This is a genomic window from Streptomyces sp. NPDC056373, from assembly GCF_042262425.1.
GTDB lineage: Bacteria > Actinomycetota > Actinomycetes > Streptomycetales > Streptomycetaceae > Streptomyces.
Window position 1 is genome coordinate 1 of the sequence record NZ_JBHJPX010000002.1, and the last position, 26,914, is coordinate 26,914.

The following is a 26,914-nucleotide window of genomic DNA, read 5'->3' on the forward strand; positions in this document are numbered from 1 at the left end:
TACTTTTTTCGCTTGTTTTATTTTGGTTTGTCCCTTTTTTGGATCTGGCGGGGGGGGCGGTCGGTTTTTCACGGTCCGGCCCCTCCGTCATGAGTGGGCAGCCCTACCAGCCGCTGTCATGGGCGGGCAGAGGTTCAAGCTGCTTCCGGCTGCTTGCCGTCGTGCAGGGCGATGGCGCGCTGCATCGCCTTGCGGGCGCGCGGGGTGTCACGGGCGTCGTGGTAGGCGACGGCGAGGCGGAACCAGGTGCGCCAGTCGTCGGGGGCGTCCTCCGTCTCGGCCTTGCGCCTGGCGAAGACCTCGTCGGCCGAGTCGCGGTCGATGCGCCCGCTGGGGGTGCGCCGCAGTTCGTCGACGGGCAGACCGCCCTCGGCGTCGAGTTCGGCGGCGAGTTGATCGGCCCTGCGGGCGAACTGCGTGTTCTTCCACAGGAACCACATGCCGATGACCGGCAGGATCAGCACGGCGACACCGAAGGTGACGGTGAGGGGCGTGCCGATCTCGATGAGCAGGACGCCGCGGCTGCCGACCAGGACGAAGTAGACGACCAGGACGGCGGCGGTGAGGGCGTAGGTGAGCTTCGCGCGCATGACGGTCAGGGGCTCAGTTCAGGTCCAGGAAGTGTTCCAGGCCGAACGTCAGGCCCGGGGTGCTCACCACGCGGCGGGCGCCGAGCAGGATGCCCGGCATGAAGCTGCTGTGGTGGAGCGAGTCGTGCCGGACGGTGAGGGTCTCGCCCTCGGCGCCGAGCAGGACCTCCTGGTGGGCCAGCAGGCCGCGCAGCCGGACGGAGTGCACGGGGATGCCGTCGACGTCCGCGCCCCGCGCTCCGTCGAGGGCCGTCTCCGTGGCGTCGGGCGCCGGGGCCGCACCCGCCTCGGCACGAGCCGACGCGATGAGCTGGGCCGTGCGCGTGGCGGTGCCCGACGGGGCGTCGACCTTCTTCGGGTGGTGGAGCTCGATGACCTCCACCGACTCGAAGTACGGTGCCGCGATCTGCGCGAACTTCATGGTGAGGACGGCGCCGATGGAGAAGTTCGGCGCGATGAGCACGCCCGTCTCCGGGGAGGCGGACAGCCAGCCGTTCAGCTGTGCGAGGCGCTCGTCGGTCCAGCCGGTCGTGCCGACGACCGCGTGGATGCCGTGACCCACGCAGAAGTCGAGGTTGGCCATGACCGAGTCGGGCGTGGTCAGTTCGACCGCGACCTGGGCGCCGGATTCGGTCAGCGTCTCCAGCTCGTCGCCCCGGCCGAGGGCGGCGACCAGTTCCATGTCCTCGGCGGCTTCGACGGCCCGGACGGCTTCCGAGCCGATCCGGCCCTTGGCGCCGAGGATCGCCACGCGCAGCTTGCTCATCTCTTGTGCTTCCTTCACCAGGGGATTGTCAGGCGACGGCGTCGTTGAGGCGGGTCGCCTGTTTGTCCTTCAGCGGGCCGATGACCGACAGGGAGGGCCGCCGTCCCAGGATCTCGCGGGCGACCTCGCGGACGTCGTCCGGGGTGACCGAAGCGATCCGGGAGAGCATGTCGTCGACGGACATCTGCTCGCCCCAGCACAGCTCGCTCTTGCCGATACGGTTCATCAGCGCGCCGGTGTCCTCCAGGCCGAGGACCGTGGACCCCTGGAGCTGACCGATCGCACGCCCTATCTCGTCGTCCGAGAGGCCGTGCCGGGCGACCTGGTCGAGCTCGTCGCGGCAGATCTTCAGCACGTCGTGCACCTGCGAGGGCCGGCAGCCGGCGTAGACGCCGAACAGGCCGCAGTCGGCGAAGCCGGAGGTGTACGAGTACACGCTGTAGGCCAGGCCGCGCTTCTCGCGGACCTCCTGGAAGAGGCGGGAGGACATGCCGCCGCCGAGGGCGGTGTTCAGCACGCCCAGGGCCCAGCGGCGCTCGTCCGTGCGGGACAGGCCCGGCATGCCGAGCACGACGTGCGCCTGCTCGGTCTTGCGGTCGATCAGCTCGACGCGGCCCGCGGTGCGCAGGGCGCGCGTGCCGCTGCGCGGAGCGACCGGGTCGGCGGCCGGCTCCTTGAAGGCACCCGCCTTCTCGAAGGCGCTGCGGACCTGCCGTACGACCTTGGCGTGGTCGATGTTGCCGGCGCAGGCGACGACCAGGTGGGTCGGGTCGTAGTGCTTCTTGTAGAAGCGGCGGATGCGGTCGGCGGTGAGGGCGTTGACCGTGTCGACCGTGCCGAGGACCGGGCGGCCGAGGGGGTTGTCACCGAACATCGTGTGCGCGAACAGGTCGTGCACGCAGTCGCCCGGGTCGTCCTCGGTCATGGCGATCTCTTCGAGGATCGCGCCCCGCTCGACGTCGACGTCGTCCTCGCGGATGAGCGAGCCGGTCAGCATGTCGCACACGACGTCGATGGCCAGCGGCAGGTCGTTGTCGAGCACCCGTGCGTAGTAGCACGTGTACTCCTTGGCCGTGAAGGCGTTCATCTCGCCGCCGACCGCGTCGAGCGCGGCGGAGATGTCGAGGGCCGACCGGCGGCCGGTGCCCTTGAAGAGCAGGTGCTCCAGGTAGTGCGTGGCGCCGTTCAGGGCGGGCGTCTCGTCGCGGGAGCCGACGTGCGCCCAGATGCCGAAGGTCGCGGAGCGGACCGAGGGCTGGGTCTCGGTGACGATGCGCAGACCGCCGGGGAGGGTGGTCTTGCGGACCGTGCCGATGCCGTTCTCACCCTTGATCAGGGTTTGGGTACGGGCGACGGCCCGCGCCTCCGAGGAGGTGCGGGCCGTCGCCTGGAAGCCGCGGGACGTCACTTGTCGCCGTCGTCCTTCTTCTCGTCGCCGTCTTCGCCCTCGATGACCGGGATCAGGGAGAGCTTGCCGCGGGAGTCGATCTCGGCGATCTCGACCTGGACCTTGGCGCCCACGCCGAGCACGTCCTCGACGTTCTCCACGCGCTTGCCGCCGGCGAGCTTGCGGATCTGCGAGATGTGCAGCAGGCCGTCCTTGCCGGGCAGCAGGGAGACGAAGGCGCCGAAGGTGGTCGTCTTCACGACCGTGCCCAGGTAGCGCTCGCCGACCTCGGGCATCGTCGGGTTGGCGATGCCGTTGATCGTGGAGCGGGCGGCCTCGGCGGCCGGGCCGTCGGCGGCACCGATGTAGATGGTGCCGTCGTCCTCGATCGTGATCTCGGCGCCGGTGTCCTCCTGGATCTGGTTGATCATCTTGCCCTTGGGGCCGATGACCTCGCCGATCTTGTCCACGGGGATCTTGACGGTGATGATCCGCGGGGCGTTCGGGGACATCTCGTCCGGCGTGTCGATCGCTTCCATCATCACGTCGAGGATGTGGAGGCGGGCGTCACGGGCCTGCTTGAGGGCCGCGGCCAGGACGGAGGCCGGGATGCCGTCCAGCTTGGTGTCGAGCTGGAGGGCGGTCACGAAGTCCTTCGTGCCGGCGACCTTGAAGTCCATGTCGCCGAAGGCGTCCTCCGCACCGAGGATGTCGGTGAGGGTGACGTAGTGCGTCTCGCCCTCGATCTCCTGGGAGATCAGGCCCATGGCGATACCGGCGACGGGGGCCTTCAGCGGCACACCGGCGTTCAGCAGCGACATGGTGGAGGCGCAGACCGAGCCCATGGACGTCGAGCCGTTGGAGCTCAGCGCCTCGGAGACCTGGCGGATCGCGTAGGGGAACTCCTCGCGCGTCGGCAGGACCGGCACGAGAGCGCGCTCGGCGAGGGCGCCGTGGCCGATCTCGCGGCGCTTCGGGGAGCCGACGCGGCCGGTCTCGCCGGTGGAGTACGGCGGGAAGTTGTAGTTGTGCATGTAGCGCTTGCGGGTCACCGGGGAGAGGGTGTCCAGCTGCTGCTCCATGCGGAGCATGTTCAGGGTGGTGACGCCCAGGATCTGGGTCTCGCCACGCTCGAACACCGCGGAGCCGTGGACCCGCGGGATGGCCTCGACCTCGGCGGCAAGGGTGCGGATGTCGGTGACACCGCGGCCGTCGATGCGCTTCTTCTCCTTGATGACGCGCTCACGGACCAGGGTCTTGGTCAGCGAGCGGTACGCGGCGGAGATCTCCTTCTCGCGGCCCTCGAACTCCGGCAGGAGCTTCTCGGCGGCGAGACCCTTGACGCGGTCGAGCTCGGCCTCGCGCTCCTGCTTGCCGGCGATGGTCAGCGCGGAGGCGAGCTCCGGGCGGACGGCGGCGGTGAGCGCCTCCAGGACGTCGTCCTGGTGGTCGAGGAAGATCGGGAACTCGCCGGTGGGCTTGGCGGCCTTGGCGGCGAGGTCCGACTGGGCCTTGCAGAGGACCTTGATGAAGGGCTTCGCGGCCTCGAGACCGGCGGCGACGACCTCCTCGGTCGGCGCCTCGGCGCCGCCCTCGACCAGCTTGATGGTCTTCTCGGTGGCCTCGGCCTCGACCATCATGATCGCGACGTCGCCGTCCTCCAGGACGCGGCCCGCGACGACCATGTCGAACGCGGCGTCCTCGAGCTCGGTGTGCGTCGGGAAGGCCACCCACTGGCCGCGGATCAGCGCGACGCGGACGCCGCCGATCGGGCCGGAGAAGGGCAGGCCGGCCAGCTGCGTGGACGCGGACGCGGCGTTGATCGCGACGACGTCGTACAGGTGGTCGGGGTTGAGCGCCATGATCGTGGCGACGACCTGGATCTCGTTGCGCAGGCCCTTCTTGAAGGAGGGGCGCAGCGGGCGGTCGATCAGGCGGCACGTGAGGATGGCGTCCTCGGAGGGACGGCCCTCACGGCGGAAGAAGCTGCCGGGGATCTTGCCGGCGGCGTACATCCGCTCCTCGACGTCCACCGTGAGGGGGAAGAAGTCGAGCTGGTCCTTGGGGTTCTTGGAGGCGGTGGTGGCCGACAGCACCATGGTGTCGTCGTCCAGGTACGCCACGGCGGAGCCGGCGGCCTGCTTGGCCAGGCGGCCCGTCTCGAAGCGGATGGTGCGGGTACCGAAGGCGCCGTTGTCGATGACGGCCTCGGCGTAGTGGGTCTCGTTCTCCACTAGCGTTATCTCCTCGTCTTCGTCCCGTCGCTGCCCGTGTGGCAGGGGGACGGTCGCGGAGAAGCGCTCCGGGCTGTGCGGGCCGGTCTTCGATCGAAGCACCCGGGATTCACTTCCCCCGGGGGCCACTACCGAGGACCGGCGGCGGCTAGGTGCGCCTCTCCTCTTCTTGTTGTGCTGTGTCGTCCGTATTGCGTTGTGCTACCACACTACAAAGCAGTGGTGACACTCCGCACGTACAGCAAAGGGAGCGGTCCCCTTTCCTTCGGGAACCGCTCCCCTCACGGCGTCTTACTTGGCGCCCGCCGCACCGCGGCGGATGCCGAGGCGGTCGACCAGCGCACGGAAGCGCTGGATGTCCTTCTTCGCCAGGTACTGGAGAAGGCGGCGACGCTGACCCACGAGGATCAGCAGACCACGGCGGGAGTGGTGGTCGTGCTTGTGGGTCTTGAGGTGCTCGGTCAGGTCCGAGATGCGGCGCGAGAGCATGGCGACCTGGACCTCGGGGGAGCCGGTGTCGCCCTCCTTCTGGCCGAACTCGGTGATGATCTGCTTCTTCGTAGCGGCGTCGAGCGGCACGCGTACTCCTCGTAGTCTGTGGTGGCCACCGAGTGCCCCCGGTCTGTGTCTCGGGGGAGCTTCCATGACTCGGAAGGCGGGGATCCGCTGAGCGCGGCCTCCAGAGCGCTGGGCTCCGGGGGTGCGTACACAAACGGCCGTCGACCAGGGTACCAGGCGAGCGGGGTCCCCTTTGCCCTGGTCTCGCGAACCTCCGGGCCGGAGCGGAGGGGGCCACTAGGGTGAGCAGATTCGGATCGTTCGTACGTCGGGAAGGGGTCGCTGCGGCATGGCGGAGACGGCTGAGGAGATCAAGGCACGCAAGGAGCGGGAGCGGGACGAGCTCTACGCCCTCGACATCTCCGGTGTCGAGTGGCACAGCGCGCCGGGCACCGAGGCGCACGAGGAGCGGGTCGAGATCGCCTACCTGCCCGAGGGGGCCGTGGCGATGCGGTCCTCGCTCGACCCGGACACGGTGCTGCGCTACACGGAGGCGGAGTGGCGGGCGTTCGTGCTGGGGGCTCGGGACGGGGAGTTCGATCTGGAGCCGGGGGCGCACACCGGGGGGCTCGAAGCCGGGCGGTAGGGATCGTGGTGGACGAAGAGGGGCGCGCCGGCGAACGGCCGCCCCTCTTCTCATGTCTCCCGCGCGTCAAGGAGACCGCGTTCTCGTGACCTCAAGGCGGCCGCTGCGCAAGGTGGTTCACGACTCTTCACATGCATCGCCCTTTTTCTTCACCGAAGTGCGTGCCGTATACGTCACTTCCGGGCACCTTCTGGGCAGGTTGTGACGCGACGGACAGCTGCTCGGGGGCGGACGGGCCTGCCGGGGCGGGCCTTGTGGTGATTAGGCTGGGAGAGGGCGCGCCGTCAGAACCCGTGGTAGGCGTCGGCGTCCCAGGGGGAAGGCGGGGGAGCCTGTGGAGCGGACGACCTCGGACGACCCTCGATACGCCGCAAACGACGTCGCACGACTGCGTACGACGTCGGACGACAAGCAAGGGTCGCCCCAGCACGGCATGAGGGTGCTCGACCACACCAGGAGGAACACTGTGAGCAGCGATCGGGACGGGATCCGCGGGGGCTGGGCGACACCCGGCGATGACCAGCCCGACGCGGAGTCCGCATCGGAGATGACGGGCGAGTTCACCATCGACTACGCCCCGCCCGCCTGGTACACGCAGAACGCCTCGGGGAGTTCGTCCTCGGGGCAGGGGGCGGGGGCGTCCGAGGACTCCAGCGCCTCGGGGGCGCCCGGTTCCGGGCCGGGGGCTTCCGGTGTGCCTGGTGGTCCCACCGGGCCGAAGGGGCCCGTGCCGCCGCTGCCCGGGCTGACCCGGCCGGCGCACGCCAATCCTGGCGGTGGGCCTTCGTCCCTGCCGACCTCGCTGCCGGGGCAGAACTCTGCACCGGCTCCGGCGCCCGGGGCGCCCTTCACTCCTCCCGCGCCGGCTCCCACTCCGGGCGCCCCGTTCACGCCTCCCGCGCCCGCGCCGGGTGCGCCTTTCGCGCCTCCGGCGCCGCCCGCGCCTTCTTCGGGGGGGCCTTCGGCCGTGCCCAGGCTTCCGATGGGGAGCGGGTTCGAGCCGCAGGGGCCGTCGCACGAGGACCGGTCTTCGGGGCAGGCCGAGGCGCCCGCGGGAGATCCCGCGCCGGACGCTGCCTCCCCTACGGCCGTGCCGCACATCCCCGTCGGCGGGTACCGGTCGCAGTGGACGCCGCCGGCGTCGCCGCAGGCCCCGGCCGTTCCCGAGACCCCGGCGACTCCGCCTGCTGCTCCCGCGACTCCGCCCTTCGCTCCGGCACCTTCGGCCACTCCCGAGGCTTCGAGTGCTCCCCAGGCTGCGAGTACCCCCGAAGCTTCGGCTGCGGCGGCTTCCGGTGATGCCGCGGAGCCGGAGAACGGCGATCTGGAGAGCGGTGCGACCATGCGCTTCTCCGCCGTCGCGCTGAAGCGGGAGATCGAGGAGCGTGCCGCTGCGGAGGCGGCCTCCACGCCCGACGCTCCGGAAGGGCCCGAAGACACCGACGCCCCCGACATCACCGAGGCGAAGGACGCCGGCGAAGCCGGTGACGGTGTTCGTGCCGAGGGCGCGGAGGACGGCACGCCCGGTGTGCAGGTGGACGACTCCGCCGTGGTTTCGGATTACGCGCTGGACGTGGACTCCTTCACCGACGTGCCGCCCGTCGACGAGGCCGAGTCGGAGAACACGCGGGCGGAAGCGGAGGATGCAGCCCCTGACGAGGCCTTGGAGCCGCAGGTCGCAGCGCCCGCAGTCGCTGAGGCCGAGGACACCGAGCCCCAGGACGCCGCCGAGTGGGAAGACGCGGAGTCCTCGGACGCCGACGCCGGCCAAACCGAGGCCGAACAGGCACAGACCGAGGACGGGCAGCGCGCGGACACCGAGTCCGAGGACCCGAAGTCCGAGGACGCGCAGCCGGAAGACGCACAGCCCGAGCCCGCCATGCCCAGCTTCGACGAGCCTGTGGACGCGGTACCGGCGGCCGGGGCCGCGCACGAGGACGAGGACTCGGTGGCGCCCGTTGCCGAGCCGGCCGACGCGCCCCCCGCCGACCACGCGCCCGCACAGAGTGAGCCCGCGGACGCCGTACCGGCCGCCCCGGCAGCCCCCGACGTCCCCCACAGCACGCCGTCCGACGTCACTCCCCCGCCCCCGCCGGGCATGCCGCCGCTGCCGCCGTCGTACCAGCCGGCCGCTCCGGCCCCGGCGAGCGAGTGGCCCGCCCAGCCGCAGCAGCCGACGCAGCCCTCGGACCCGAACGCGCCCGCCCAGCCGCAGCCGGCGGCCGCACAGGGACAGCCCCAAGTGCCGCAGCAGCCCTCCGCACAGCAGCCGCCGTTCCAGCCGCAGGCGCCGCAGCCCGCGCCCGCCGCGTGGCACCAGCCTGCCGCGCCGACGCCGCCCGACCAGCAGCCCGCGCAGCCCACACCGCAGCCCGGCGGCTACGGCTTCCCGCAGCAGGGCACCCCGCCCACTGCCCCGCCCGCTCCGCAAGGCGCCTACGGCTTCCCGCACCCCGGCGCGCCCACCCCGGCCGCACCCGGCCCCCAGGGCGGCTACGGCTTCCCCCAGCAAGGCACTCCGCCCACCACCCCGCCCGCTCCGCAAGGCGGTTACGGCTTCCCGCAGCCGGGCGCTCCGGCCCCGGGCCCCCAGCAGCCTCCGGTTCAGCAGCCCCAGAGCGCGCCGGCCCCCACGCCCGCTCCGCAGGGCTCCTACGGCTTCCCGCACCCCGGCGCACCGACCCCGGCCGTACCCAATCCCCAGGGCAGCTACGGCTTCCCCCAACAGGGCACCCCTCCCACCCCCGAGAGCGCCTACGGCTTCCCGCACCCCGGTGCCCAGCCGCCGCACCAGCAGGACCCGCCGCAGCCTCACATTCCCCCGCAGGCCCAGCCCCAGCCCCAGCCCCAGCCCGAAGGCCACTCCCCGCAGCCCGACGCGTCGGGGCAGCCGCAGCAGCCCGTCGACCCTCGTACCGGCGCCGCCTGGCCGCAGCCCATGCAGCACGACCAGCGGCAGCCGACCAACCCCGGGGCCGCGCCGCTCGGTTACACCGCTGCCGTGGAGCTGTCGTCCGACCGGCTGCTCAACAGCAAGAAGCAGAAGGCTAAGAGCAGCCGTCCGGCGGCCGGTGGCGGGCGGTTCAAGATCGGCGGCAAGAAGGAGGAGGCCGAGCGGCAGCGCAAGCTCGACCTGATCCGTACGCCCGTGCTGTCCTGCTACCGGATCGCGGTGATCAGCCTCAAGGGCGGTGTCGGCAAGACGACCACGACCACCGCGCTCGGCTCCACGCTCGCCACCGAGCGGCAGGACAAGATCCTCGCGATCGACGCCAACCCGGACGCGGGCACCCTCGGGCGCCGGGTACGGCGGGAGACCGGGGCCACCATCCGTGACCTCGTCCAGGCGATCCCGTACCTCAACTCGTACATGGACATCCGCCGGTTCACGTCGCAGGCGCCCTCCGGCCTGGAGATCATCGCCAACGACGTCGACCCCGCCGTGTCCACGACCTTCAACGACGAGGACTACCGGCGCGCGATCGACGTGCTGGGCAAGCAGTACCCGGTGATCCTCACCGACTCCGGTACCGGTCTGCTGTACAGCGCCATGCGCGGTGTGCTGGACCTCGCCGACCAGCTCATCATCATCTCGACGCCGTCCGTGGACGGTGCGAGCAGCGCGAGCACGACGCTGGACTGGCTGTCCGCGCACGGGTACGCCGACCTCGTCTCACGGTCCCTCACCGTCATCTCCGGGGTCCGCGAGACCGGCAAGATGATCAAGGTCGAGGACATCGTGTCGCACTTCGAGACGCGCTGCCGGGGTGTCGTCGTCGTGCCCTTCGACGAGCATCTGGCCGCCGGTGCCGAGGTCGATCTCGACATGATGCGGCCGAAGGTGCGGGAGGCGTACTTCAACCTCGCCGCGATGATCGCCGAGGATTTCGTCCGCCACCAGCAGGCGCACGGTCTGTGGACCTCCGACGGCAACCCGCCGCCGGTCGCGGCGCCGCCGCTGCCCGGTCAGGCCGTGCCGGGTCAGCCCTACGCCCAGCCGGGACAGCCTCCCTACCCCGGTCAGCAGCAGCCGGCTCCCGGCCAGCCGGGCCCGTACCCGCAGCAGCCGCAGCCCGGGCAGCCCTCTCCCCAGCCGGGTCAGCCTCCGTACTCCGGCCAGCAAATCCCCGGCCAGCCAGGCGCGTACCCGCCCCAGCCGCCGCAGCCGCAGCCCGGGCAGCCGTACGCCCAGCCAGGGCAGCCGTACCCGCAGCCCGGCCAGCCCTATGCCCAGCCCGGGCAGCCCCCGGCCCAGCCCGGGCAGCCGTACCCGCAGGCAGCCGGCCAGCCGCCCTACCCGCACCCCGGGCAGCCGGGACAGCCTGAGCAGCCCGGGCAGCCGGCGGCCCACCCCGGCCAGCCGTACCCCCAGCCCGGTCAGCCCCCGGCCGCTCCCCCGCAGCCGGGCTACGGCTACCCCCAGGCCGGGCAGCCTGGCTACGGCTACCCCCAGCCGGGGCAGCCCGGGCAGCCGGGCCACCCGGCCCAGCCGGACGGGCAGACCCCGCCGCCGCCTCCGACGCAGTAGTCGCCTCACCCGATCGGCCCCTTCTCAGGGGCCGATCGCCATTTCGGCCCGCGCCGCTTCTCCCCGGCGCGGGCCTCGGCGCGTTCAGGGACGAATTCCGTTGCCAGGCCCTGGCCAGGGGCGCGTCAGTGGTCTCGACCAATGGGTGCGGAAAGCTCGCCAATTCGTTATTTCCGCAGGCCACAAGGGGTGAATGCGCCGTTGACGGTGAAGAGGGCCGCTGGTACACACACATCACGCATCTGACAGCTGATCAACCCGTCCTTCCCGTCCGAGCGATGACGCGAGGTCCGACCATGGGCACGAACGATCAGAAACGCAGCCTCCCGAACGGCCTCCGGCTCGTCGCCCTGGCCGGGGCGGCCGCGCTCACCCTCACCGCCGGTCTCGCGACCCCGCTCGCCCCGGCGCCCCAGCAGGCCCGGGCGGCCGACGACGGCAAGAAGGTGCTGACCGTCGCCGTGGCGCAGAGCGTGGACTCGCTCAGCCCGTTCCTGGCGGTCCGGCTGCTCAGTACGAGCATCCACCGGCTCATGTACGAGTACCTGACGAACTACGACCCCAAGGACAACCGCGCCATCGCGGGCCTGGCCACCAAGTGGGAGCCGTCGCCGGACAAGCTGACCTGGACCTACACGATCCGCGACAACTCCACGTGGTCGGACGGCGAGCAGGCCACCGCCGAGGACGCGGCGTGGACGTTCAACAAGATGATGACCGACACCGGCGCGGCCACGGCGAACGGCAGCTACGTCGGCAACTTCAGGAAGGTGACCGCGCCCAGCCCCACCAAGCTGGTCATCGAGCTGAAGAAGCCGCAGGCCACGATGGCCGCGCTGGACGTGCCGATCGTGCCCAAGCACGTGTGGGAGAAGGTCTCGGACTTCTCCGAGTTCAACAACGACAAGACCTTCCCCGTAGTGGGGAACGGGCCGTTCGTGCTGAGCGGCTACAAGGCCGACAGCTACGTCCGGCTCAAGGCGAACAAGAGCTTCTGGCGCGGGTCGCCGAAGTTCGACGAGCTGGTCTTCCGCTACTACAAGGACCAGGACGCGGCCGTGTCGGCGCTGCGCAAGGGCGAGGTGTCCTTCGTCGCCGGGTCCCCGTCCCTGACGCCCGCTCAGGCGGAGTCGCTGAAGGGCGCGGACGACATCCAGGTCAACGACGCTCCCGGCCGCCGTTTCTACGCCCTCGCCACCAACCCGGGCGCGAGGGCCAAGAACGGCGAGAAGTTCGGCGACGGCCACCCCTCCCTGCTGGATCAGCGGGTGCGCAACGCGCTGTTCCGGGCCGTGGACCGCGAGGCCATCATCGACAAGGTGTTCCGGGGCCACGCCGTCGAGGGTGAGGGCTACATCCCGCCGCGCTTCCAGGACTACTTCTGGAAGCCCTCCGCGGACCGGAAGCTGGCGTACGACCCGGCCGAGGCGGCGCGGCTGCTCGACCAGGCCGGGTACAAGAAGAACGGCGACGGCAAGCGCGTCGGCAAGGACGGCAAGCCCATCACCTACCGCGTGCTGTGCCACGCCACCGACCCCAACGACAAGGCGGTCGGCAAGTACCTCCAGGAGTGGTGGGGCGAGCTCGGCATCGGCGTCCGGCTCGACTGCCTGGACAACGTGACCGACCCGTGGCTGGCCGGCAAGTACGACCTGGCGTTCGACGGCTGGTCGGTGAACCCGGACCCGGACTTCGTGCTGTCCATCCACACCTGTGGTGCGCTGCCGGCGACCCCGAAGGACACGGGCGCGACGGACAACTTCATCTGCGACAAGAAGTACGACGAGCTCTACGCCCGGCAGCTCACCGAGTACGACCCCGCCAAACGGGCGGACATCGTCAAGCAGATGGAGTCGCGGCTGTACGACCTCGGGTACATGAACGTCATGGCGTATCCGAACGCGGTCGAGGCCTTCCGGACGGACCAGATCAAGTCGATCACGACCATGCCGGCGAAGGCGGGCAACATCTACGGCCAGGACGGCTACTGGAGCTGGTGGTCGGCGGTCCCCGCGGACTCCGGCGGCTCCTCCGACACCGCGTCCTCGACGGGTGTCGTGGTCGGGATCGTCGCGGGTGTCGTGGTCCTCGGCGGGCTCGGCGTCTTCGCGGCGATGCGGCGGCGGGCCACCGCCGAGGAGCGCGAGTGAAGCGGCGAGCGGGTACTCATGACCGCTGACGCGACCCCCGCGCTGGTCGAGGACGAGCAGCGGACGGCGGCAGGCCCACGGGTGCGCAAGAGCTCCGCGTACCCGCGGTACCTGGCGGGCAAGCTGGCCGGTGCCGCCGTGTCGCTGCTGGCCGTCCTCGTGACCAGCTTCTTCCTCTTCCGGCTGATCCCCGGCGACCCGGTGAAGACCATGACGGGCGGCCGTCAGGTGTCGGCGGAGCAGCTGGCCGCCTATCGCGAGGAGTTCGGGCTCGATCTGCCGTTGTGGCAGCAGTTCACCGACTACTGCGGCAAGGCGCTCACGGGTGACTTCGGGACGTCGTACCAGTTCCGGGCCCCCGTCATCGACAAGATCACCGAGGCACTGCCGAACACCCTGCTGCTCACGGGGACGGCCTTCGTCCTCTACACGGCACTGGGCATCTTCCTCGGCACCCGCTCCGCGTGGCGGCACGGCAGGCTGGGCGACCGCCTCAACACGGGCCTCGCGCTGACGCTGTACTCCATCCCGTCCTTCTGGCTGGGGCTGCTGCTGATCATCGTGCTGTCGGTGGGCATCGGCCCGCTGCCCGGCATGTTCCCGACCGGCGGCATGGAGTCGGGCGGCGAGCAGGGTTTCGCCCACGTCCTGGACGTGGCGCACCATCTGGTGCTGCCGGTGGTGACGCTGGTGGCGGTGGAGTACGGGCAGACGCTGCTGGTCACGCGGTCGGCGCTGCTGGACGAGATGGGCAGCGACTATCTGACGACCGCGCGGGCCAAGGGGCTGCGCGACGACCTCGTACGCCGTCGGCACGCCGTGCCGAACGCGCTGCTGCCGACCGTGACCCTGATCTTCATCAACCTCGGCCGGACGGTGGCGGGCGTGATCCTCGTGGAGACGGTGTTCTCCTGGCCGGGGCTCGGCGGGCTGTTCTACCAGGCGCTGAGCGTGCCCGATCTGCCCTTGGTGCAGGGCCTGTTCTTCGTGTTCGCCGCCGCGGTGATCCTGATGAACACCCTCGCCGACCTGGTCTATCCGCTGCTGGACCCCCGGGTGGCCCGATGACGACGACCGAGACGGCCCCGAGCCCGCGCGCCCTGGCCCGGCAGCGACGCAGGGCCTCCGTGTCCCGCTTCTGGCGGCAGTACCGCTCCGAGCGCGCGGGGCTGTACGGGCTGACCGCGCTGTCGCTGTGCGCGCTGCTGGCGCTGTTCGCGCCGCTGTTCGTCGGCTCCGACGTGAGCAGCGTGACCGACGCTCCGGGGCGTCCGATGCAGAGCCCGAGCACCGAGTTCCCGCTCGGCACCGACCAGTTCGGGCGTGACCTGCTGGGCCTGGTGATCTGGGGTTCGCGGGTGTCGCTGCTGGTCGGGCTGCTCGCGGCGGTGCTGTCGGTGGCGATCGGCACCCTGATCGGGGTGACGGCGGGGCACTTCAGGGGCTGGTACGCGACGGTGATGATGCGGATCACCGACTGGTTCCTGGTCATGCCGACGCTGGTGCTCGCGATCGCCCTGGCGACCGTGATGTCCCGTTCGCTGACCACGACCGTCGTGGCGATCGGCGTGACCACCTGGCCGACCACGGCCCGGCTGGTGCGCGCCCAGACCCTCGCGGTGGAGACCCGGCCGTACATCGAGCGGGCGCAGGCGCTCGGCGGGGGCCACTGGCACATCATGTCCCGGCACGTGCTGCCGAACGTGATGCCGCTGGTGCTGGCCCAGACGACCCTGATCATCTCCTCGGCCATCCTCGCCGAGGCGACGCTCGCCTTCCTCGGCCTGGGCGACCCCACGGTCGTGTCGTGGGGCGGACTGCTCCAGGACGCGAGGGAGGCGGGCGCGGTCAGTGCCGGGGACTGGTGGTACCTGGTGCCGCCGGGCATCGCCATCGCCGTGGTGGCGCTGGCGTTCACGCTGTGCGGCCGGGCTGTGGAGGCCGTCCTCAACCCCAGGCTGGGGGTGTCGCGTTGAGTCTGCTCGACGTCAGGAACCTGACCGTGACGTACGCGGGCGGGGCGGCCGCCGTGCGCGGGGTGGATCTGCGGCTGGACGCGGGCCGCAAGCTCGGCCTGGCCGGCGAGTCCGGTTGCGGCAAGTCGACGCTGGCGCTGGCCCTGCTGCGGCTGCTCCCGGCGGGCGCCCGGATCACCGGGGAGGTGCTCCTCGACGGCGAGGACGTGCTGGCCATGAAGTGGGGCCGGGTCCGGGCGGTCCGCTGGGCCGGGGCCTCCGTCGTGTTCCAGGGCGCGATGCACTCCCTGAACGCCGTGCACCGCATCGGCGACCAGATCGCCGAGCCGATCCTGCTGCACCGGAAGGCCACTGCCGCCGGGGCGAAGAAGAAGACCGGCGAGCTGCTGGAGCAGGTCGGCCTGCCGGCCGCCCGCGCGGACGCCTACCCGCACGAGCTGTCCGGCGGCCAGCGCCAGCGCGTCATGATCGCCATGGCACTGGCCTGCGACCCGCGGCTGGTCATCGCCGACGAGCCGACCACCGCCCTCGACGTGATGATCCAGGCCCAGATCCTCCGGCTCATCGAGCAGCTGGTCGCGGACCAGGACCTCGGCCTGATCATGATCAGCCACGACCTGGCGGTCCTCGCCGACACCTGCGACCGGCTGGCGGTGATGTACGCCGGGCGGGTGGTCGAGGAGGGACCCGCCCGGCAGGTGTACGAGGACGCCCGGCACCCGTACGCCCGGGCCCTGTCGGCCGCGTTCCCGCGGATCGGCGACCCGGCGTCCCGGTTCGCCCCGCAGGGGCTCGCGGGCGACCCTCCGGACCCGGCCGCGCTGCCGTCGGGGTGCACGTTCCATCCCCGGTGCCCGGTGGCCCTGGAGTCGTGTTCGGGGGAGGACCCGGCGCTGCGCGCGGCGGGACCGGAGCGACGGGCGGCGTGTGTGCTGGTCGGGCCGCCGGGAGCCGAGGCCCGCGAAGAACGCACGACGACGGCACCCGGGGACCGGGGGAAGGACCCGGCCGACGGGCCGGGAACCCTTGAGGAGCGGTCGGCCGAGGGCCCGCAGGCCCTGGAGGAAGCGAGGCGCAGCACGCCATGACGACGTCCCCCACGGCCCCCGAGGTCACCACGGTCCCGCTGCTGAGCGCCCGGGGCCTGCACGTCACCTTCCCCGGACGGCACGGCGGCCCCCGGGCCCGGGCGGTGGACGGGGTCGACCTCGACATCGGCCCCGGAGAGGTCGTCGCCCTGGTCGGCGAGTCCGGCTGCGGCAAGACGACCCTCGCCCGGAGTCTCCTCGGCCTGGTCCCACCGACGGCGGGCCGGGTCACCTTCGACGGCCGCCCGATGGAGTACTCCGGCCGGTCCCTCAAGGCGTACCGCAAACGCGTCCAGCTGGTCCTCCAGGACCCCAGCGGCTCCCTCAACCCCCGTCACACGGTGTACGACGCGGTCGCCGAGGGCCTGCGCATCCACGGCCACGACGGCGACGAACGGACAGCGGTCGCCGAGGCCCTGTCCCGGGCCGGACTGCGCCCCCCGGAGCGCTTCTTCCTGCGCTACCCGCACGAACTGTCCGGCGGACAGCGCCAGCGGGTGGTCATCGCGGGCGCGCTGGTCCTGGAACCCGAACTCCTCGTCGCCGACGAGCCGGTGGCGTCCCTCGACGCCTCGGTGCGCGGCGAGATCCTCGCCCTGTTGCTACGGCTGCGGACCGAACTGGGCCTGTCCGCCCTGGTCGTCACGCACGACCTGGGCCTGGCGTGGAACATCGCCGACCGGGTGGCCGTGATGTACCTCGGCCGGATCGTGGAGACGGGCGCGGTGGAACAGGTCCTGACGGCACCGAGGCATCCCTACACCCAGGCCCTGCTGTCCGTGCTCCCGGAGGCTCCCGGCGCCCCGGTGGTCCTCAAGGGAGAACCCCCGGACCCTTCGCGCGTACCGTCCGGCTGCCGCTTCCACGCCCGTTGCCAGGTTCTGGCGAGCGGCGAGGCGGAAGCGGCGGGCGTGGCGGACGCCTGCAGAAACAAGGATCTGGAGGTGCTGAGCGGGGGCGGGCAATCCCAGGTGGCGTGTCACTGGGCAGCTCGGCCTCGCCCCTGAGGGGCGCGGGGAACTGCGCGACAAGCCACGAAGCACCCGCAGACGGCCCACGAGAAGACTAGGCAGTCCCCTCGGCCGCCACCAACTCCCCGCACTTCTCCACGTCCCGGCCCATCTGCTCCAGCAACGCGTCCAACGTCTCGAACTTCGCCTGCCCCCGCACGAACGCCAGGAAGTCGACCGCGACGTGCAACCCGTACAGATCGAGCCCCACCCGGTCGATGGCGTACGCCTCCACCGTCCGCTCGGTCCCCTCGAACTGCGGGTTCGTCCCGACGGAGATCGCCGCCGGCATCGCCTCGCCCTGGGCGTGCAGCCAGCCCGCGTACACACCGTCGGCCGGAATGGCGGTGTGCGGCAGCGTCTCGACGTTGGCCGTCGGGAAACCGAGTTCCCGCCCGCGCTGGGCCCCCCGGACGACGACGCCCTCGACCCGGTGCGGACGGCCCAGGATCTCCGCCGCGCCCCGGACGTCGCCCTCGGCGACCAGCCGCCGCGTCAGCGTGGAGGAGAACGGCTCCCCGCCGCCCGCTTCACCCGTCACGTACAGGTCGACGACCTCGACCTCGAAGTCGTAGGTCTTGCCCTGCGTGGACAGGAACTCCACGTTCCCGGCGGCCTTGTGGCCGAAGCGGAAGTTCGGGCCCTCGACGACGGCCTTGGCGTGCAGCTTGTCCACGAGGACCTTGACGACGAAGTCGGCTGGCGACAGCTTCGAGAACTCGGTCGTGAAGGGGAGGATGAGCACCGCGTCCACGCCCAGGTCCGCCATGAGTTCGGCGCGGCGGTGGTGCGGGGCGAGCAGCGGCGGGTGGCTGCCGGGGCGGACGACCTCGCTGGGGTGCGGGTCGAAGGTCACGACGACGGCGGGCACGCCCAGTTCCCGGGCACGGTCCACGGCATGCCGGATGATCAGCTGGTGCCCGCGGTGCACTCCGTCGTAGGAGCCGATGGTGACGACGCTGCGCCCCCAGTCCTGGGGGATGTCCTCCAAGCCACGCCAGCGCTGCACTGTGCCTGCTCCTTGTCGAAAACTCGTCGAACTCGTGTCCGGTCGGTTGTCCGTCGTTGCCTCGTGCGCAGGTCTAAGGGTGCCATGCCGGGTGCCGCCTGCCCGCATCGGCATGGGCGCTGTGACAGGGCGCACGACACCGTACTGCGGTCCCGGTCCCGGAAGGCCTGTCACACGGAGGCGCCGGCGCCCGCCAGGTTCCCGATCATCCGGTGGGAGCTTGGCCCGACCAGCGCCTCCCACTCCCCGGGCGACCGGTCCAGCCAGGCGGCCACGCGGGCGGCGAAACCGGGCACGTGCCGGCCCAGGTCGACCAGGGCGCGATCGAAGCGGGTGGCGCCCTGAGGGGTGCGCACGAGGAGCAGTCCGACGCGGTGGACGAGGTCGCGCAGGTCGTCGCCGCCGTTGCGGGCGGCGGTGTGCAGCAGTGCTTCCAGGACGTCGGTGTCGTGCTCACGGGCGAGGAGGACGTCACGCAGTTCGCGGCGCAGCGGGCGCGAGGCGGGGATGCCGGGCGGGGTGAGGACGGTGGCGAGGACGCAGCGCAGCCGCACGTCCCCGTCCTCCAGCAGGCCGGTGACCAGGGGCAGGAGCACGGCCCGGGCGTCGGGGCCCCGGTCGAGCCGCTGGTCCGCGTAGGCGGCCACCTGCCCGGCGAGTTCCGGCCGCCCGCGCGCCACCCGGCACAGCAGCGCGGCGACCGGCCGGGCCAGACCCGGCGGCGTCGCGTCGGCGAGTGCGCGCAGCGCCTCCTCCGCGTCCGGCCGCTCCAGCCGGGCCGCGAAGGCGGCGAGGACCGGCTCGGGGTCGGTCACGAGGGCTCCGGCCAGTGCGTCCGGCGAGAACCGCGGGTCGCCCGCCGCGAAGTGCTCCAGCGCCCGCGGGAGGTAGCGGGCCCGGGTGTGGGGGTCCTGGACGAGGAGGGCGAGTGCGCCGCCGTGCAGGGCGCGGTCGGCGGGGCGGGCGAGCAGGGTGAGGGCCGCGTAGCGCAGGAGAGCCCGGTCGCCTCCTGTGCTCACGTGCGGCGCGACGCGCAGTCCGTGCGCGATCGCGGCGCTGCGCCGCGCGGGCCGCTCGTCGCGCGCCCACCGGTCGGCGGCCCGGCACACCGCCGACGGCTCCTCCTCGGCGAGCACGGCGAGCAGTTCGTCGGCCCGTGGGTGCGCGCGGTCGACGAGCACGTCCGTCAGTTCGTCCAGGGCGGGGTGGCGGTAGGTGTGCAGCAGCACCTGCGCGGCCGTGGCCACGGTCACGTGCGGGGTGGCGGGCAGCGGCTGCTCGTCGTCGAACCAGCGGACGAGCTGGGGTTGCACGGCGGTGGGGTCGCCGGTGAGGAGTCCGGCGACCGCGTCCAGGAACCGGGGCCCGGCCTCGCACGGCGGCCGGTCGGCATGGACCAGCCGGCGCAGCAGCGCGCAGCGCGCCTCCAGCGGAAGCCGTACGCCGGTCCAGAAGGAGGGTCCGAGCTCCTCCGGCACGGGCCGCTCCTGCAGTCGCCAGGCCACGATCCGGTCGGCGAGCAGCCGCAGCACGTCCGTGTACGGTGCCGCGTCGGGCAGGGCCGACAGGGTCCCGGCGAGCAGCCGTACGGCCCACCAGGATCGCGGGTCGGCGTCCAGCGCGTGCACCAGGTCGGCCAGGCGGGAGGTCAGGTGACCGGCGCCGTGCTGGCGGGCGAGGCAGAGCAGGGCCTGGACCACCGGCCCGATGCGGTGCCGCGGCACAGGGTCGGTCTGCGCGTCCTCGCCGCGGTGGACGAGGGCGTGCAGGGCCTCGTCGAGGTCGAGGTGCGTGCCCTGGAGCCAGTCGGCCAGTCCCTCGTGCGCGAAGCGGTAGCCGGGCCCGGCCGGAACGAGCAGGCCCTCGGCGAGCACGGCCGACGCCCAGCCGGAGCAGCCGCCCAGCCGCTCCGGCCCTCTGCCCCACGGGAACACCGCCTCGAACGCCGCCCGGTCCAGGTCCCCCTGCCCCGGGCCGAGGCCGCGCCGGGCGGCCTCGTGCACCTGCCCGGCGACCCCGGCCGCCAGGCGGCGTACGGCCGTGCCGTGCAGGCCGTTGCCCGTGGCCAGCCGGGTGGCGATGCGCAGTGACATCAGGTCCAGGTAGGCGGAGAAGACCTCGTCCCGGCCGACGGGGCCGGTGAGCAGGACCGGCGTTGCGGACGCGTCGGTGAGCTCGTCCCGGATCTCGGCGAGCAGGCGCAGGGTGAGGGGGTGCCGGGCGTCGGTGCCGGCGAGGGCGCCCTCGCCGATGCCGTACCGCAGCCGGGCCTCCCGGGCCTCGTCCTCGGTGAGGTCGCCGAGTCGTACGCACGCCGGACGGTGCAGCAGGCCGCACACCTCCTCCCAGTACTCCGGCCGGCAGGCCGTCACCAGCCGCGCTCCCGTCTCCGTGAGCCACCGCAGGGTCCCGCCCGCCCAGTCGGCCAGACGGCGGGCCACCGCCGGGGGCATCCCCTCGGGGTCGTCCAGCAGGAGCAGCAGGGGCCTGCCGACAGACCCGGCCAGGCGCGCGAGGCGTTCGGGGGTCATGTCCCCCGGGCCGGCCGGGGAGGGCAGGGCGTGCGGAGAGGAGGCCTGCGCGCCGGCCACGACGGGGACGGCCCGGGTGAGGGCCCTGCGGACCGCGTCCGCCACCGACGTGTCGTCGTCCCGCAGGTCGCAGCCACGCAGCCAGAGCGTGGGGTACCCGCTGCGGCCGCGGCGCGCGGCGAGCGCGGCGAGTTCGGTCGTACGACCGCTGCCGGGTGCCCCGACGAGGCCGGCGACGGCCGCCGTGCCTGCCGCGAAGGCGTCGAACTCGGCGGCCACACCCGCCCGTTCGACCGGCTCCGGGACTCCCGTCCCGCCGGGCGGACCGTCCAGAGCCGCCGATCCGCTGGTCAGTTCCAGCACCCCGGCGAGGTTCAGATCGGCCCCGAAGGCGGGGACCGTCGCGGCGTTCTCGGCGAGCAGCCCGGCGAGCGGGCCCACCGCTCCGCGGGCCCCCGCACGCAGCGGTACGGCGAACCCGACGTCACGATGGCCGGAGCTGAGCGCGGTGCCGAGGACTCCGACGACGGCGCCGGTCCCGGCGTCGAGCACGGGGCCGCCGGCCGCTCCCCCGCCCAGTCGCAGCGCGTCCCGCCCCGCCGTGCCGACCGCCAGCTCCAGCACGTCGTCGAGGCGGTGGAAACGGTCCGCGGCCGCATACGTCACGGAGGCCGGGCCGAGCACCCGCGCCTCGCGCCAGCCGCCCGCGGCGATCCGTACATAGGCGCCGGTTCCCGGCCCCTCCCGCACGGTCACGGGCATCGGCGCCACACCGAGCCCCTCGGTCCGTACGAGCGCCAGGTCCAGCGCGGGCAGCGGGGTGACGGCGTCGGCGGACACGACCCGGCGGCGGCCACCGGCCCCGTGCAGCACGAGCCGGGGCAGGCCGTCGACGGCCTCGTGGCTGGTGATCAGTGTGCCGTGGTGGTCGGCCAGGAAGCCGGTGCCGCGGGGGCGGCCGGCCGGATCGTGGACACGGACGAGACGGTCGCCGGGGACGGCCCCCACGTCATGTCCCGCTGTCCCGGGGCCGGGGAACGCCCGCCCCTCGGGCCCTGTTGTCCCGGGGCCGTGCACTGCCTCACCCTCGGGCCCCGCTGTCCCAGGGGCGAGGGGCGCCCTCCCCTCGGGCCCCGCCGTCCGGGAGCCCGGGACCGCCCCGCCCTTGTGCCCTGCCCCGGACCACGGCACCGCCCCGCCCTCGTGCCCTGCTGTTCCGGGGCGGTCCGGGGAGCCTTGTGGGCTGTCGTCCGTCTCCCGGGACCGGTTCCGCGACGCCATCGTCGAGCCTCCCCGCCGTACACCCGTGCCCTCGTGTTCGACAGTAGGGGCGGGATGATCAGCAGGACAGATCGCTCCGTGAAAGCGCCCCCTTCCGCTCCCCCGGTTCACTCCGAGCGCCCGCACAAACGGGTGAAGGAACGGGGGCGGCTGGATAAGCCTAGGGGTGGGGGAACCGAGGGGGACCGTGGAGCGGCGGCAGTGGAGGTACCCCGTGGCCGCCGCTCCACGGGCGGACACCCGCTCGGCGGTCCGTCAGGCGAAGACGGCCAGACTCCTGGCCTTGCCCCGCTGCTCCTCGACGAGCGCGAGGAAGCGGCCCTCCGGGTCGAAGACGGCGACGGGGCCGGAGCCCGCGTACGTCTCGGGCATCTCCAGCCGGACGCCGTTGGTGAGCAGCTTGGCCCGCCGGGCGTCGACGTCCCACCGGCGGAACGCGGCCGCGGCGGCCTCGGCCATCGGCATCACGGTCAGCTCCTCCTGGAGCTGGTCGAGGGTGCGGGCCGCGTCCAGCTTGTACGGGCCGACGCGGGTGCGGCGCAGCGCGGTGAGGTGACCGCCGACCCCCAGACCGGCACCCAGATCGCGCGCCAGGGCCCGGATGTAGGTGCCGGAGGAGCAGACGACCGAGACGACCAGGTCGAGGACGGCCGTGCCGTCGTCGGCGACGGCGTCCCGGACGTCGTACACGCCGAAGGACGAGACGGTGACCGGCCGGGCCGGGATCTCGAACTCCTCGCCCTCGCGGGCCCGCTTGTACGACCGCACGCCGTTGATCTTGATGGCGCTGACCTTGGAGGGCACCTGCATGATGTCGCCGGTCAGCGCGGCGACACCGGCGTCGATGGCGTCGCGGGTGACCTCGGAGGCGTCCACGGAGGAGGTGATATCCCCCTCGGCGTCGTCCGTGAGGGTGTTCTGCCCGAGCCGGATGGTGCCCAGGTACTCCTTCTCGGTCAGCGCGAGGTGGCCGAGGAGCTTGGTGGCCTTCTCGACGCCGAGGACGAGGACGCCCGTCGCCATCGGGTCGAGGGTGCCGGCGTGCCCGACGCGTCGCGTCCTGGCGATGCCGCGCATCTTGGCGACGACGTCGTGCGAAGTGAAGCCCGACGGCTTGTCGACGATGACAAGGCCGTCGGGCGTGGTGGGCTTCTGGGTCATTCGGTGCTGTCGTCCGTCTCGTCGGCCTCGTCGGGCTTGCGGTACGGGTCGGCCTCGCCGGCGTACTTGGCGCCCGCGGACGCCTCGCGCACCTTCTCGTCGGACTGGCGCGCCTTGTCGAGGAGGTCCTCGATGGTGCGGGCGTTGTCCGGCAGGGCGTCCATGACGAAGGTCAGGGTCGGCGTGAACTTCACACCGGCGGCCCGGCCCACCTCGGAGCGCAGGATGCCCTTGGCGCTCTCCAGGCCGGCTGCGGCCGCCACGCGCTCCTCGTCGTCCCCGTACACCGTGTAGAAGACGGTCGCCTCCCTGAGGTCACCCGTCACCCGGGTGTCCGTGATGGTGACGTGCGAGCCGAGCCGCGGGTCCTTGATCCCGCGCTGCAGCTTCTGGGCCACCACCTCTCGGATGAGGTCCGCCAGCCTTTTGGCGCGCGCGTTGTCGGCCACTGGTCCGTCTCCTTAAGTGCTTTCTTGTTGCTTCAGTCTTCGTCGCTGTGGAGCCTGCGTCGAACCGAGAGCAGTTCGATTTCGGGCCGCCCGGCGACGAGCCGCTCACAGCGGTCCAGTACGTCGGTGAGGTGCCCCGTCTCGCCCGAGACCATCGCGAGCCCGATCTCGGCCCGGCGGTGGAGGTCCTGGTTACCCGTCTCGGCCGCGCTCACCCCGTACTTGCGCTGGAGTTCGGCCACGATCGGGCGGACGACAGAGCGTTTTTCCTTGAGCGAGTGGACGTCGCCGAGGAGCAGATCGAAGGACAGAGTCCCCACATACATGTGTGTATCCGGATGTCCCGCCGGTTCGGGGTACGGGCGCCACGCTTCGACGCCGATACGGGAACCGTACACGCAACGGCCGGGGCCGATCGACGGAATAAGTCCCGCCGATCGGCCCCGATCGTGGCTCAGGTCAGACGCGCGGCTTCTCGCGCATCTCGTACGTCGCGATGACGTCGTCGACCTTGATGTCGTTGAAGTTGCCGAGGTTGATACCGCCCTCGAACCCTTCGCGGATCTCGGTGACGTCGTCCTTGAAGCGACGCAGACCCTCGATGTTGAGGTTCTCCGCGACCACCTTGCCGTCGCGGATGAGGCGCGCCTTGGTGTTGCGCTTGACCTCGCCGGAGCGGATGAGAACACCCGCGATGTTGCCCAGCTTGGACGACTTGAAGACCTCGCGGATCTCCGCCGTACCGAGCTCGACCTCTTCGTACTCCGGCTTGAGCATGCCCTTGAGGGCCGCCTCGATCTCCTCGATCGCCTGGTAGATGACCGAGTAGTACCGGACGTCGACACCCTCGCGCTCGGCCATCTGCTGCGCACGCCCGGCGGCGCGCACGTTGAAGCCGATGACGATGGCGTCGGAGCCCATGGCCAGGTCGATGTCGGACTCCGTGACCGCACCGACACCACGGTGCAGGACGCGGATGTCGACCTCTTCGCCGACGTCCAGCTGGAGCAGCGAGGACTCGAGCGCCTCGACGGATCCGGAAGCGTCACCCTTGATGATCAGGTTCAGCTGCTGGACCTCGCCGGCCTTCAGCACCTTGTCCAGGTCCTCCAGCGACACGCGGCGCGTGCGCTTGGCGAACGCGGCGTTGCGCTCACGGGCGGCGCGCTTCTCGGCGATCTGACGGGCCGTACGGTCCTCGTCGACCACCAGGAAGTTGTCGCCCGCACCCGGGACGTTGGTCAGGCCGAGGACCTGAACCGGCGTCGAGGGACCGGCCTCGGCGACGCTGTTGCCGTTGTCGTCGTGCATCGCCCGGACTCGGCCGTACGCGTCGCCGACCACCATGGTGTCGCCGACCCGCAGAGTGCCGCGCTGGACGAGGACCGTCGACACGGCACCACGGCCGCGGTCGAGGCGGGACTCGATCGAGATGCCCTGCGCGTCCTGGTGCGGGTTGGCCCGCAGGTCGAGCGAGGCGTCCGCGGTGAGGACCACGGCCTCCAGCAGGGAGTCGATGTGCAGACCCTGCTTGGCGGAGATGTCGACGAACATGGTGTCGCCGCCGTACTCCTCGGCCACCAGGCCGTACTCGGTCAGCTGACCGCGCACCTTGGTCGGGTCGGCACCCTCGACGTCGATCTTGTTGACCGCGACGACGATCGGGACCTCGGCCGCCTTGGCGTGGTTGAGCGCCTCGACCGTCTGCGGCATGACGCCGTCGTTGGCCGCGACGACGAGGATCGCGATGTCCGTCGACCGCGCACCACGGGCACGCATGGCGGTGAACGCCTCGTGACCCGGGGTGTCGATGAAGGTGATCTTGCGCTCTTCCTCGTTGACCTCGGTCGCGACCTGGTAGGCACCGATGTGCTGGGTGATGCCGCCGGCCTCGCCCGCGATGACGTTCGTCTTGCGGATGGCGTCGAGGAGCCGGGTCTTACCGTGGTCGACGTGACCCATGACGGTGACGACGGGCGGGCGGACCATCAGGTCCTCCTCGTCGCCCTCGTCCTCGCCGAACTCGATGTCGAAGGACTCGAGGAGCTCGCGGTCCTCCTCCTCCGGGCTGACGATCTGAACCGTGTAGTTCATCTCGTCGGCGAGGAGCTGCAGCGTCTCGTCGGAGACGGACTGCGTGGCCGTGACCATCTCGCCGAGGTTCATCATGACCGCGACGAGCGACGCCGGGTTGGCGTTGATCTTCTCCGCGAAGTCGGTGAGCGAGGCACCGCGCGACAGGCGAACGGTCTCGCCGTTGCCGCGAGGCAGCATCACACCGCCGACCGACGGGGCCTGCATGGCCTCGTACTCCTGGCGCCTCTGCCGCTTCGACTTGCGGCCACGACGCGCCGGACCGCCGGGACGGCCGAACGCACCCTGCGTGCCACCACGGCCACCGGGACCGCCGGGACGACCACCGAAGCCGGGACGGCCACCGCCGCCGGGACCACCGGGACGACCGGCGAAACCGCCGCCACCGCCACCGGGACCACCGGGACGACCGGCGAAACCGCCACCGCCGCCACCGGGACGACCGGCGAAGCCGCCGCCACCCGGGCGACCGCCGCCGCCACCGGGACGACCGCCGCCGCCGGGACCGCGGCCGCCGGGGCCACCGCCGCCGGGACGCGGGCCGGCAGCCGGACGCTGCGGCATCATGCCGGGGTTCGGACGCGGTCCGCCGGGACCGCCGCCGGGACGCGGGCCGCCGCCCTGCGGACGGGGCATGCCGCCCGGGGTCGGACGCGCGCCGCCCGGAGCCTGCGGACGAGGACCGCCGCCGGCACCCTGCGGGCGGGGACCGCCCTGGCCGCCCTGGCCCTGCGGACGCGGGGCGCCACCGGGCGCACCGGGGCCGCCCGGACGCGGGGCGCCGCCCGGACGGGGCGCCTGCGGGCGCGCCATGCCGGTGGAGCCGCCGGAGGTGAAGGGGTTGTTGCCCGGACGGGGACCCGCCGGACGGGCACCGGGACGCGGGGCGCCGCCACCCGGGCGCGGAGCGCCGGGACGGTCGCCGCGGTCACCACGGCCCTGGCCACCCTGACCGGGGCCGCCCTGACGGGGGGCACCGGGGCGCGGCGCCTGGCCGGCCGGACGCGGGGCGCCCGGACGCGGGCCGGAGCCCTGGCCCTGACCCTGGCCCTGAGAGGCGGCCGGTGCGGCGGGGGCCGCCGGGGGTGCCGTGAACTCGGGCGTGGTCGGAGCCGGGGACGCCGGGGCGGGCCGCGGCGCGGGCTTCGGGCCCGGGGTGGGACGGGGGCCGGGAGTGGCCGGCGCGGCGGGAGCCGCGGGCTTCTCGGCGGCCGGCTTGGGGGCCGGCGGGCGCGGGGCGGCCGGACGGGCGGCCTGCGCGGGAGAGGGGGCACCCGGCTTCGCCGGGGCAGCCTTGCGGGCGGGGGCGGGCTTGCCGCCTCCGCTGCCCTGCTGGAGGGCGTCCGTCAGCTTGCGTACAACGGGCGCTTCGATCGTCGAAGACGCCGAACGGACGAATTCACCGAGTTCCTGGAGCTTGGCCATGACGACCTTGCTCTCGACGCCGAACTCCTTGGCGAGTTCGTAGACCCGGACCTTAGCCACTTCGCTCCTTTGAGGTCCGGGTTGCGTCCGG

Annotated in this window: 19 protein-coding genes and 1 pseudogene; 8 read left to right on the forward strand and 12 right to left on the reverse strand. The window is 72.4% G+C overall.

What is annotated here, in order from left to right; translation table 11 throughout:
* Positions 1-134: 134 nt before the first annotated feature.
* The 5 genes from ACFCXS_RS04005 to rpsO form a co-directional block, all read right to left on the reverse strand.
* Entirely contained in the window at positions 135-590 is a 456-nt protein-coding gene (locus ACFCXS_RS04005) for a hypothetical protein (protein WP_376641525.1), read from the reverse strand.
* A 13-nt stretch (positions 591-603) separates the two neighbouring features.
* The gene (gene dapB / locus ACFCXS_RS04010) at positions 604-1,356 is read right to left on the reverse strand and encodes a 4-hydroxy-tetrahydrodipicolinate reductase (protein WP_376641980.1); all 753 of its coding nucleotides are present in this window, start codon (positions 1,354-1,356) and stop codon (positions 604-606) included.
* A 28-nt stretch (positions 1,357-1,384) separates the two neighbouring features.
* The gene (locus ACFCXS_RS04015; protein ID WP_376641526.1) at positions 1,385-2,764 is read right to left on the reverse strand and encodes a M16 family metallopeptidase; all 1,380 of its coding nucleotides are present in this window, start codon (positions 2,762-2,764) and stop codon (positions 1,385-1,387) included.
* Positions 2,761-4,977, reverse strand: coding sequence for a polyribonucleotide nucleotidyltransferase (locus ACFCXS_RS04020; protein WP_376641527.1), 2,217 nt, complete (start codon positions 4,975-4,977; stop codon positions 2,761-2,763). Before ACFCXS_RS04020 ends, ACFCXS_RS04015 begins: the two co-directional genes overlap by 4 nt.
* 291 nt (positions 4,978-5,268) lie before the next feature.
* Positions 5,269-5,556 (reverse strand): 30S ribosomal protein S15, encoded by a 288-nt coding sequence (gene rpsO, locus ACFCXS_RS04025; protein WP_003993372.1) that lies wholly within the window; start codon positions 5,554-5,556, stop codon positions 5,269-5,271.
* A gap of 268 nt (positions 5,557-5,824) precedes the next feature.
* On the opposite strand from rpsO, the gene ACFCXS_RS04030 reads away from it, so the two are divergent.
* Entirely contained in the window at positions 5,825-6,121 is a 297-nt protein-coding gene (locus tag ACFCXS_RS04030; protein ID WP_376641528.1) for a DUF397 domain-containing protein, read from the forward strand.
* Between the two features lie 433 nt (positions 6,122-6,554).
* Positions 6,555-6,668: pseudogene (locus tag ACFCXS_RS04035) on the forward strand (hypothetical protein); the annotation flags it as partial.
* Positions 6,669-6,691: 23 nt separating this feature from the next.
* Here ACFCXS_RS04035 and ACFCXS_RS04040 read toward each other — a convergent pair.
* Positions 6,692-6,832, reverse strand: a complete 141-nt coding sequence (locus tag ACFCXS_RS04040; RefSeq protein WP_376642000.1) for a hypothetical protein — start codon at positions 6,830-6,832, stop codon at positions 6,692-6,694.
* A gap of 631 nt (positions 6,833-7,463) precedes the next feature.
* Here ACFCXS_RS04040 and ACFCXS_RS04045 point away from each other — a divergent pair.
* From ACFCXS_RS04045 to ACFCXS_RS04070, 6 genes are all read left to right on the forward strand, one after another.
* A complete protein-coding gene (locus tag ACFCXS_RS04045) occupies positions 7,464-10,649 on the forward strand; it encodes an AAA family ATPase (protein WP_376641981.1) in 3,186 nt (1,061 codons plus the stop codon).
* A 296-nt stretch (positions 10,650-10,945) separates the two neighbouring features.
* Entirely contained in the window at positions 10,946-12,799 is a 1,854-nt protein-coding gene (locus ACFCXS_RS04050; RefSeq protein WP_376641529.1) for an ABC transporter substrate-binding protein, read from the forward strand.
* A gap of 18 nt (positions 12,800-12,817) precedes the next feature.
* Positions 12,818-13,867 carry an ABC transporter permease gene (locus ACFCXS_RS04055; protein ID WP_376641530.1) on the forward strand — a complete coding sequence of 350 codons (1,050 nt, stop codon included), beginning with the start codon at positions 12,818-12,820 and terminating at the stop codon, positions 13,865-13,867.
* Positions 13,864-14,775, forward strand: coding sequence for an ABC transporter permease (locus tag ACFCXS_RS04060; protein WP_376641531.1), 912 nt, complete (start codon positions 13,864-13,866; stop codon positions 14,773-14,775). Before ACFCXS_RS04055 ends, ACFCXS_RS04060 begins: the two co-directional genes overlap by 4 nt.
* On the forward strand, positions 14,772-15,863 hold the full coding sequence (locus ACFCXS_RS04065) for an ABC transporter ATP-binding protein (protein WP_376641532.1): 1,092 nt from the start codon (positions 14,772-14,774) through the stop codon (positions 15,861-15,863). Before ACFCXS_RS04060 ends, ACFCXS_RS04065 begins: the two co-directional genes overlap by 4 nt.
* Positions 15,860-16,870 (forward strand): ABC transporter ATP-binding protein, encoded by a 1,011-nt coding sequence (locus ACFCXS_RS04070; protein WP_376641533.1) that lies wholly within the window; start codon positions 15,860-15,862, stop codon positions 16,868-16,870. The genes ACFCXS_RS04065 and ACFCXS_RS04070 overlap by 4 nt, the downstream gene beginning before the upstream one ends.
* 58 nt (positions 16,871-16,928) lie before the next feature.
* Here the strand turns inward: ACFCXS_RS04070 and ACFCXS_RS04075 are convergent, their stop codons facing one another.
* From ACFCXS_RS04075 to infB, 6 genes are all read right to left on the reverse strand, one after another.
* Complete coding sequence (locus ACFCXS_RS04075; RefSeq protein ID WP_376641534.1) at positions 16,929-17,882, reverse strand: bifunctional riboflavin kinase/FAD synthetase; 954 nt, start codon at positions 17,880-17,882, stop codon at positions 16,929-16,931.
* 170 nt (positions 17,883-18,052) lie between these two features.
* A complete protein-coding gene (locus ACFCXS_RS04080) occupies positions 18,053-21,694 on the reverse strand; it encodes a trypsin-like peptidase domain-containing protein (protein WP_376641535.1) in 3,642 nt (1,213 codons plus the stop codon).
* 255 nt (positions 21,695-21,949) lie between these two features.
* On the reverse strand, positions 21,950-22,855 hold the full coding sequence (gene truB, locus ACFCXS_RS04085; RefSeq protein ID WP_376641536.1) for a tRNA pseudouridine(55) synthase TruB: 906 nt from the start codon (positions 22,853-22,855) through the stop codon (positions 21,950-21,952).
* Positions 22,852-23,304, reverse strand: a complete 453-nt coding sequence (gene rbfA, locus ACFCXS_RS04090) for a 30S ribosome-binding factor RbfA (protein WP_376641537.1) — start codon at positions 23,302-23,304, stop codon at positions 22,852-22,854. Before rbfA ends, truB begins: the two co-directional genes overlap by 4 nt.
* Before the next feature lie 32 nt (positions 23,305-23,336).
* Positions 23,337-23,630, reverse strand: coding sequence for a DUF503 domain-containing protein (locus ACFCXS_RS04095; RefSeq protein ID WP_362246655.1), 294 nt, complete (start codon positions 23,628-23,630; stop codon positions 23,337-23,339).
* A gap of 133 nt (positions 23,631-23,763) precedes the next feature.
* A complete protein-coding gene (gene infB / locus ACFCXS_RS04100; RefSeq protein ID WP_376641538.1) occupies positions 23,764-26,883 on the reverse strand; it encodes a translation initiation factor IF-2 in 3,120 nt (1,039 codons plus the stop codon).
* Between the last annotated feature and the right edge of the window lie 31 nt (positions 26,884-26,914).

Excerpts from the sequence above, each read along its gene's own strand:
- ACFCXS_RS04005 (WP_376641525.1), bottom strand. The coding sequence starts at position 590 with ATGCGCGCGAAGCTCACCTACGCCCTCACCGCCGCCGTCCTGGTCGTC.
- dapB (WP_376641980.1), bottom strand. The coding sequence starts at position 1,356 with ATGAGCAAGCTGCGCGTGGCGATCCTCGGCGCCAAGGGCCGGATCGGC.
- ACFCXS_RS04030 (WP_376641528.1), top strand. The coding sequence starts at position 5,825 with ATGGCGGAGACGGCTGAGGAGATCAAGGCACGCAAGGAGCGGGAGCGG.
- ACFCXS_RS04045 (WP_376641981.1), top strand. The coding sequence starts at position 7,464 with ATGCGCTTCTCCGCCGTCGCGCTGAAGCGGGAGATCGAGGAGCGTGCC.
- ACFCXS_RS04050 (WP_376641529.1), top strand. The coding sequence starts at position 10,946 with ATGGGCACGAACGATCAGAAACGCAGCCTCCCGAACGGCCTCCGGCTC.
- ACFCXS_RS04055 (WP_376641530.1), top strand. The coding sequence starts at position 12,818 with ATGACCGCTGACGCGACCCCCGCGCTGGTCGAGGACGAGCAGCGGACG.
- ACFCXS_RS04060 (WP_376641531.1), top strand. The coding sequence starts at position 13,864 with ATGACGACGACCGAGACGGCCCCGAGCCCGCGCGCCCTGGCCCGGCAG.
- ACFCXS_RS04070 (WP_376641533.1), top strand. The coding sequence starts at position 15,860 with ATGACGACGTCCCCCACGGCCCCCGAGGTCACCACGGTCCCGCTGCTG.
- ACFCXS_RS04080 (WP_376641535.1), bottom strand. The coding sequence starts at position 21,694 with ATGGCGTCGCGGAACCGGTCCCGGGAGACGGACGACAGCCCACAAGGC.
- truB (WP_376641536.1), bottom strand. The coding sequence starts at position 22,855 with ATGACCCAGAAGCCCACCACGCCCGACGGCCTTGTCATCGTCGACAAG.
- ACFCXS_RS04095 (WP_362246655.1), bottom strand. The coding sequence starts at position 23,630 with ATGTATGTGGGGACTCTGTCCTTCGATCTGCTCCTCGGCGACGTCCAC.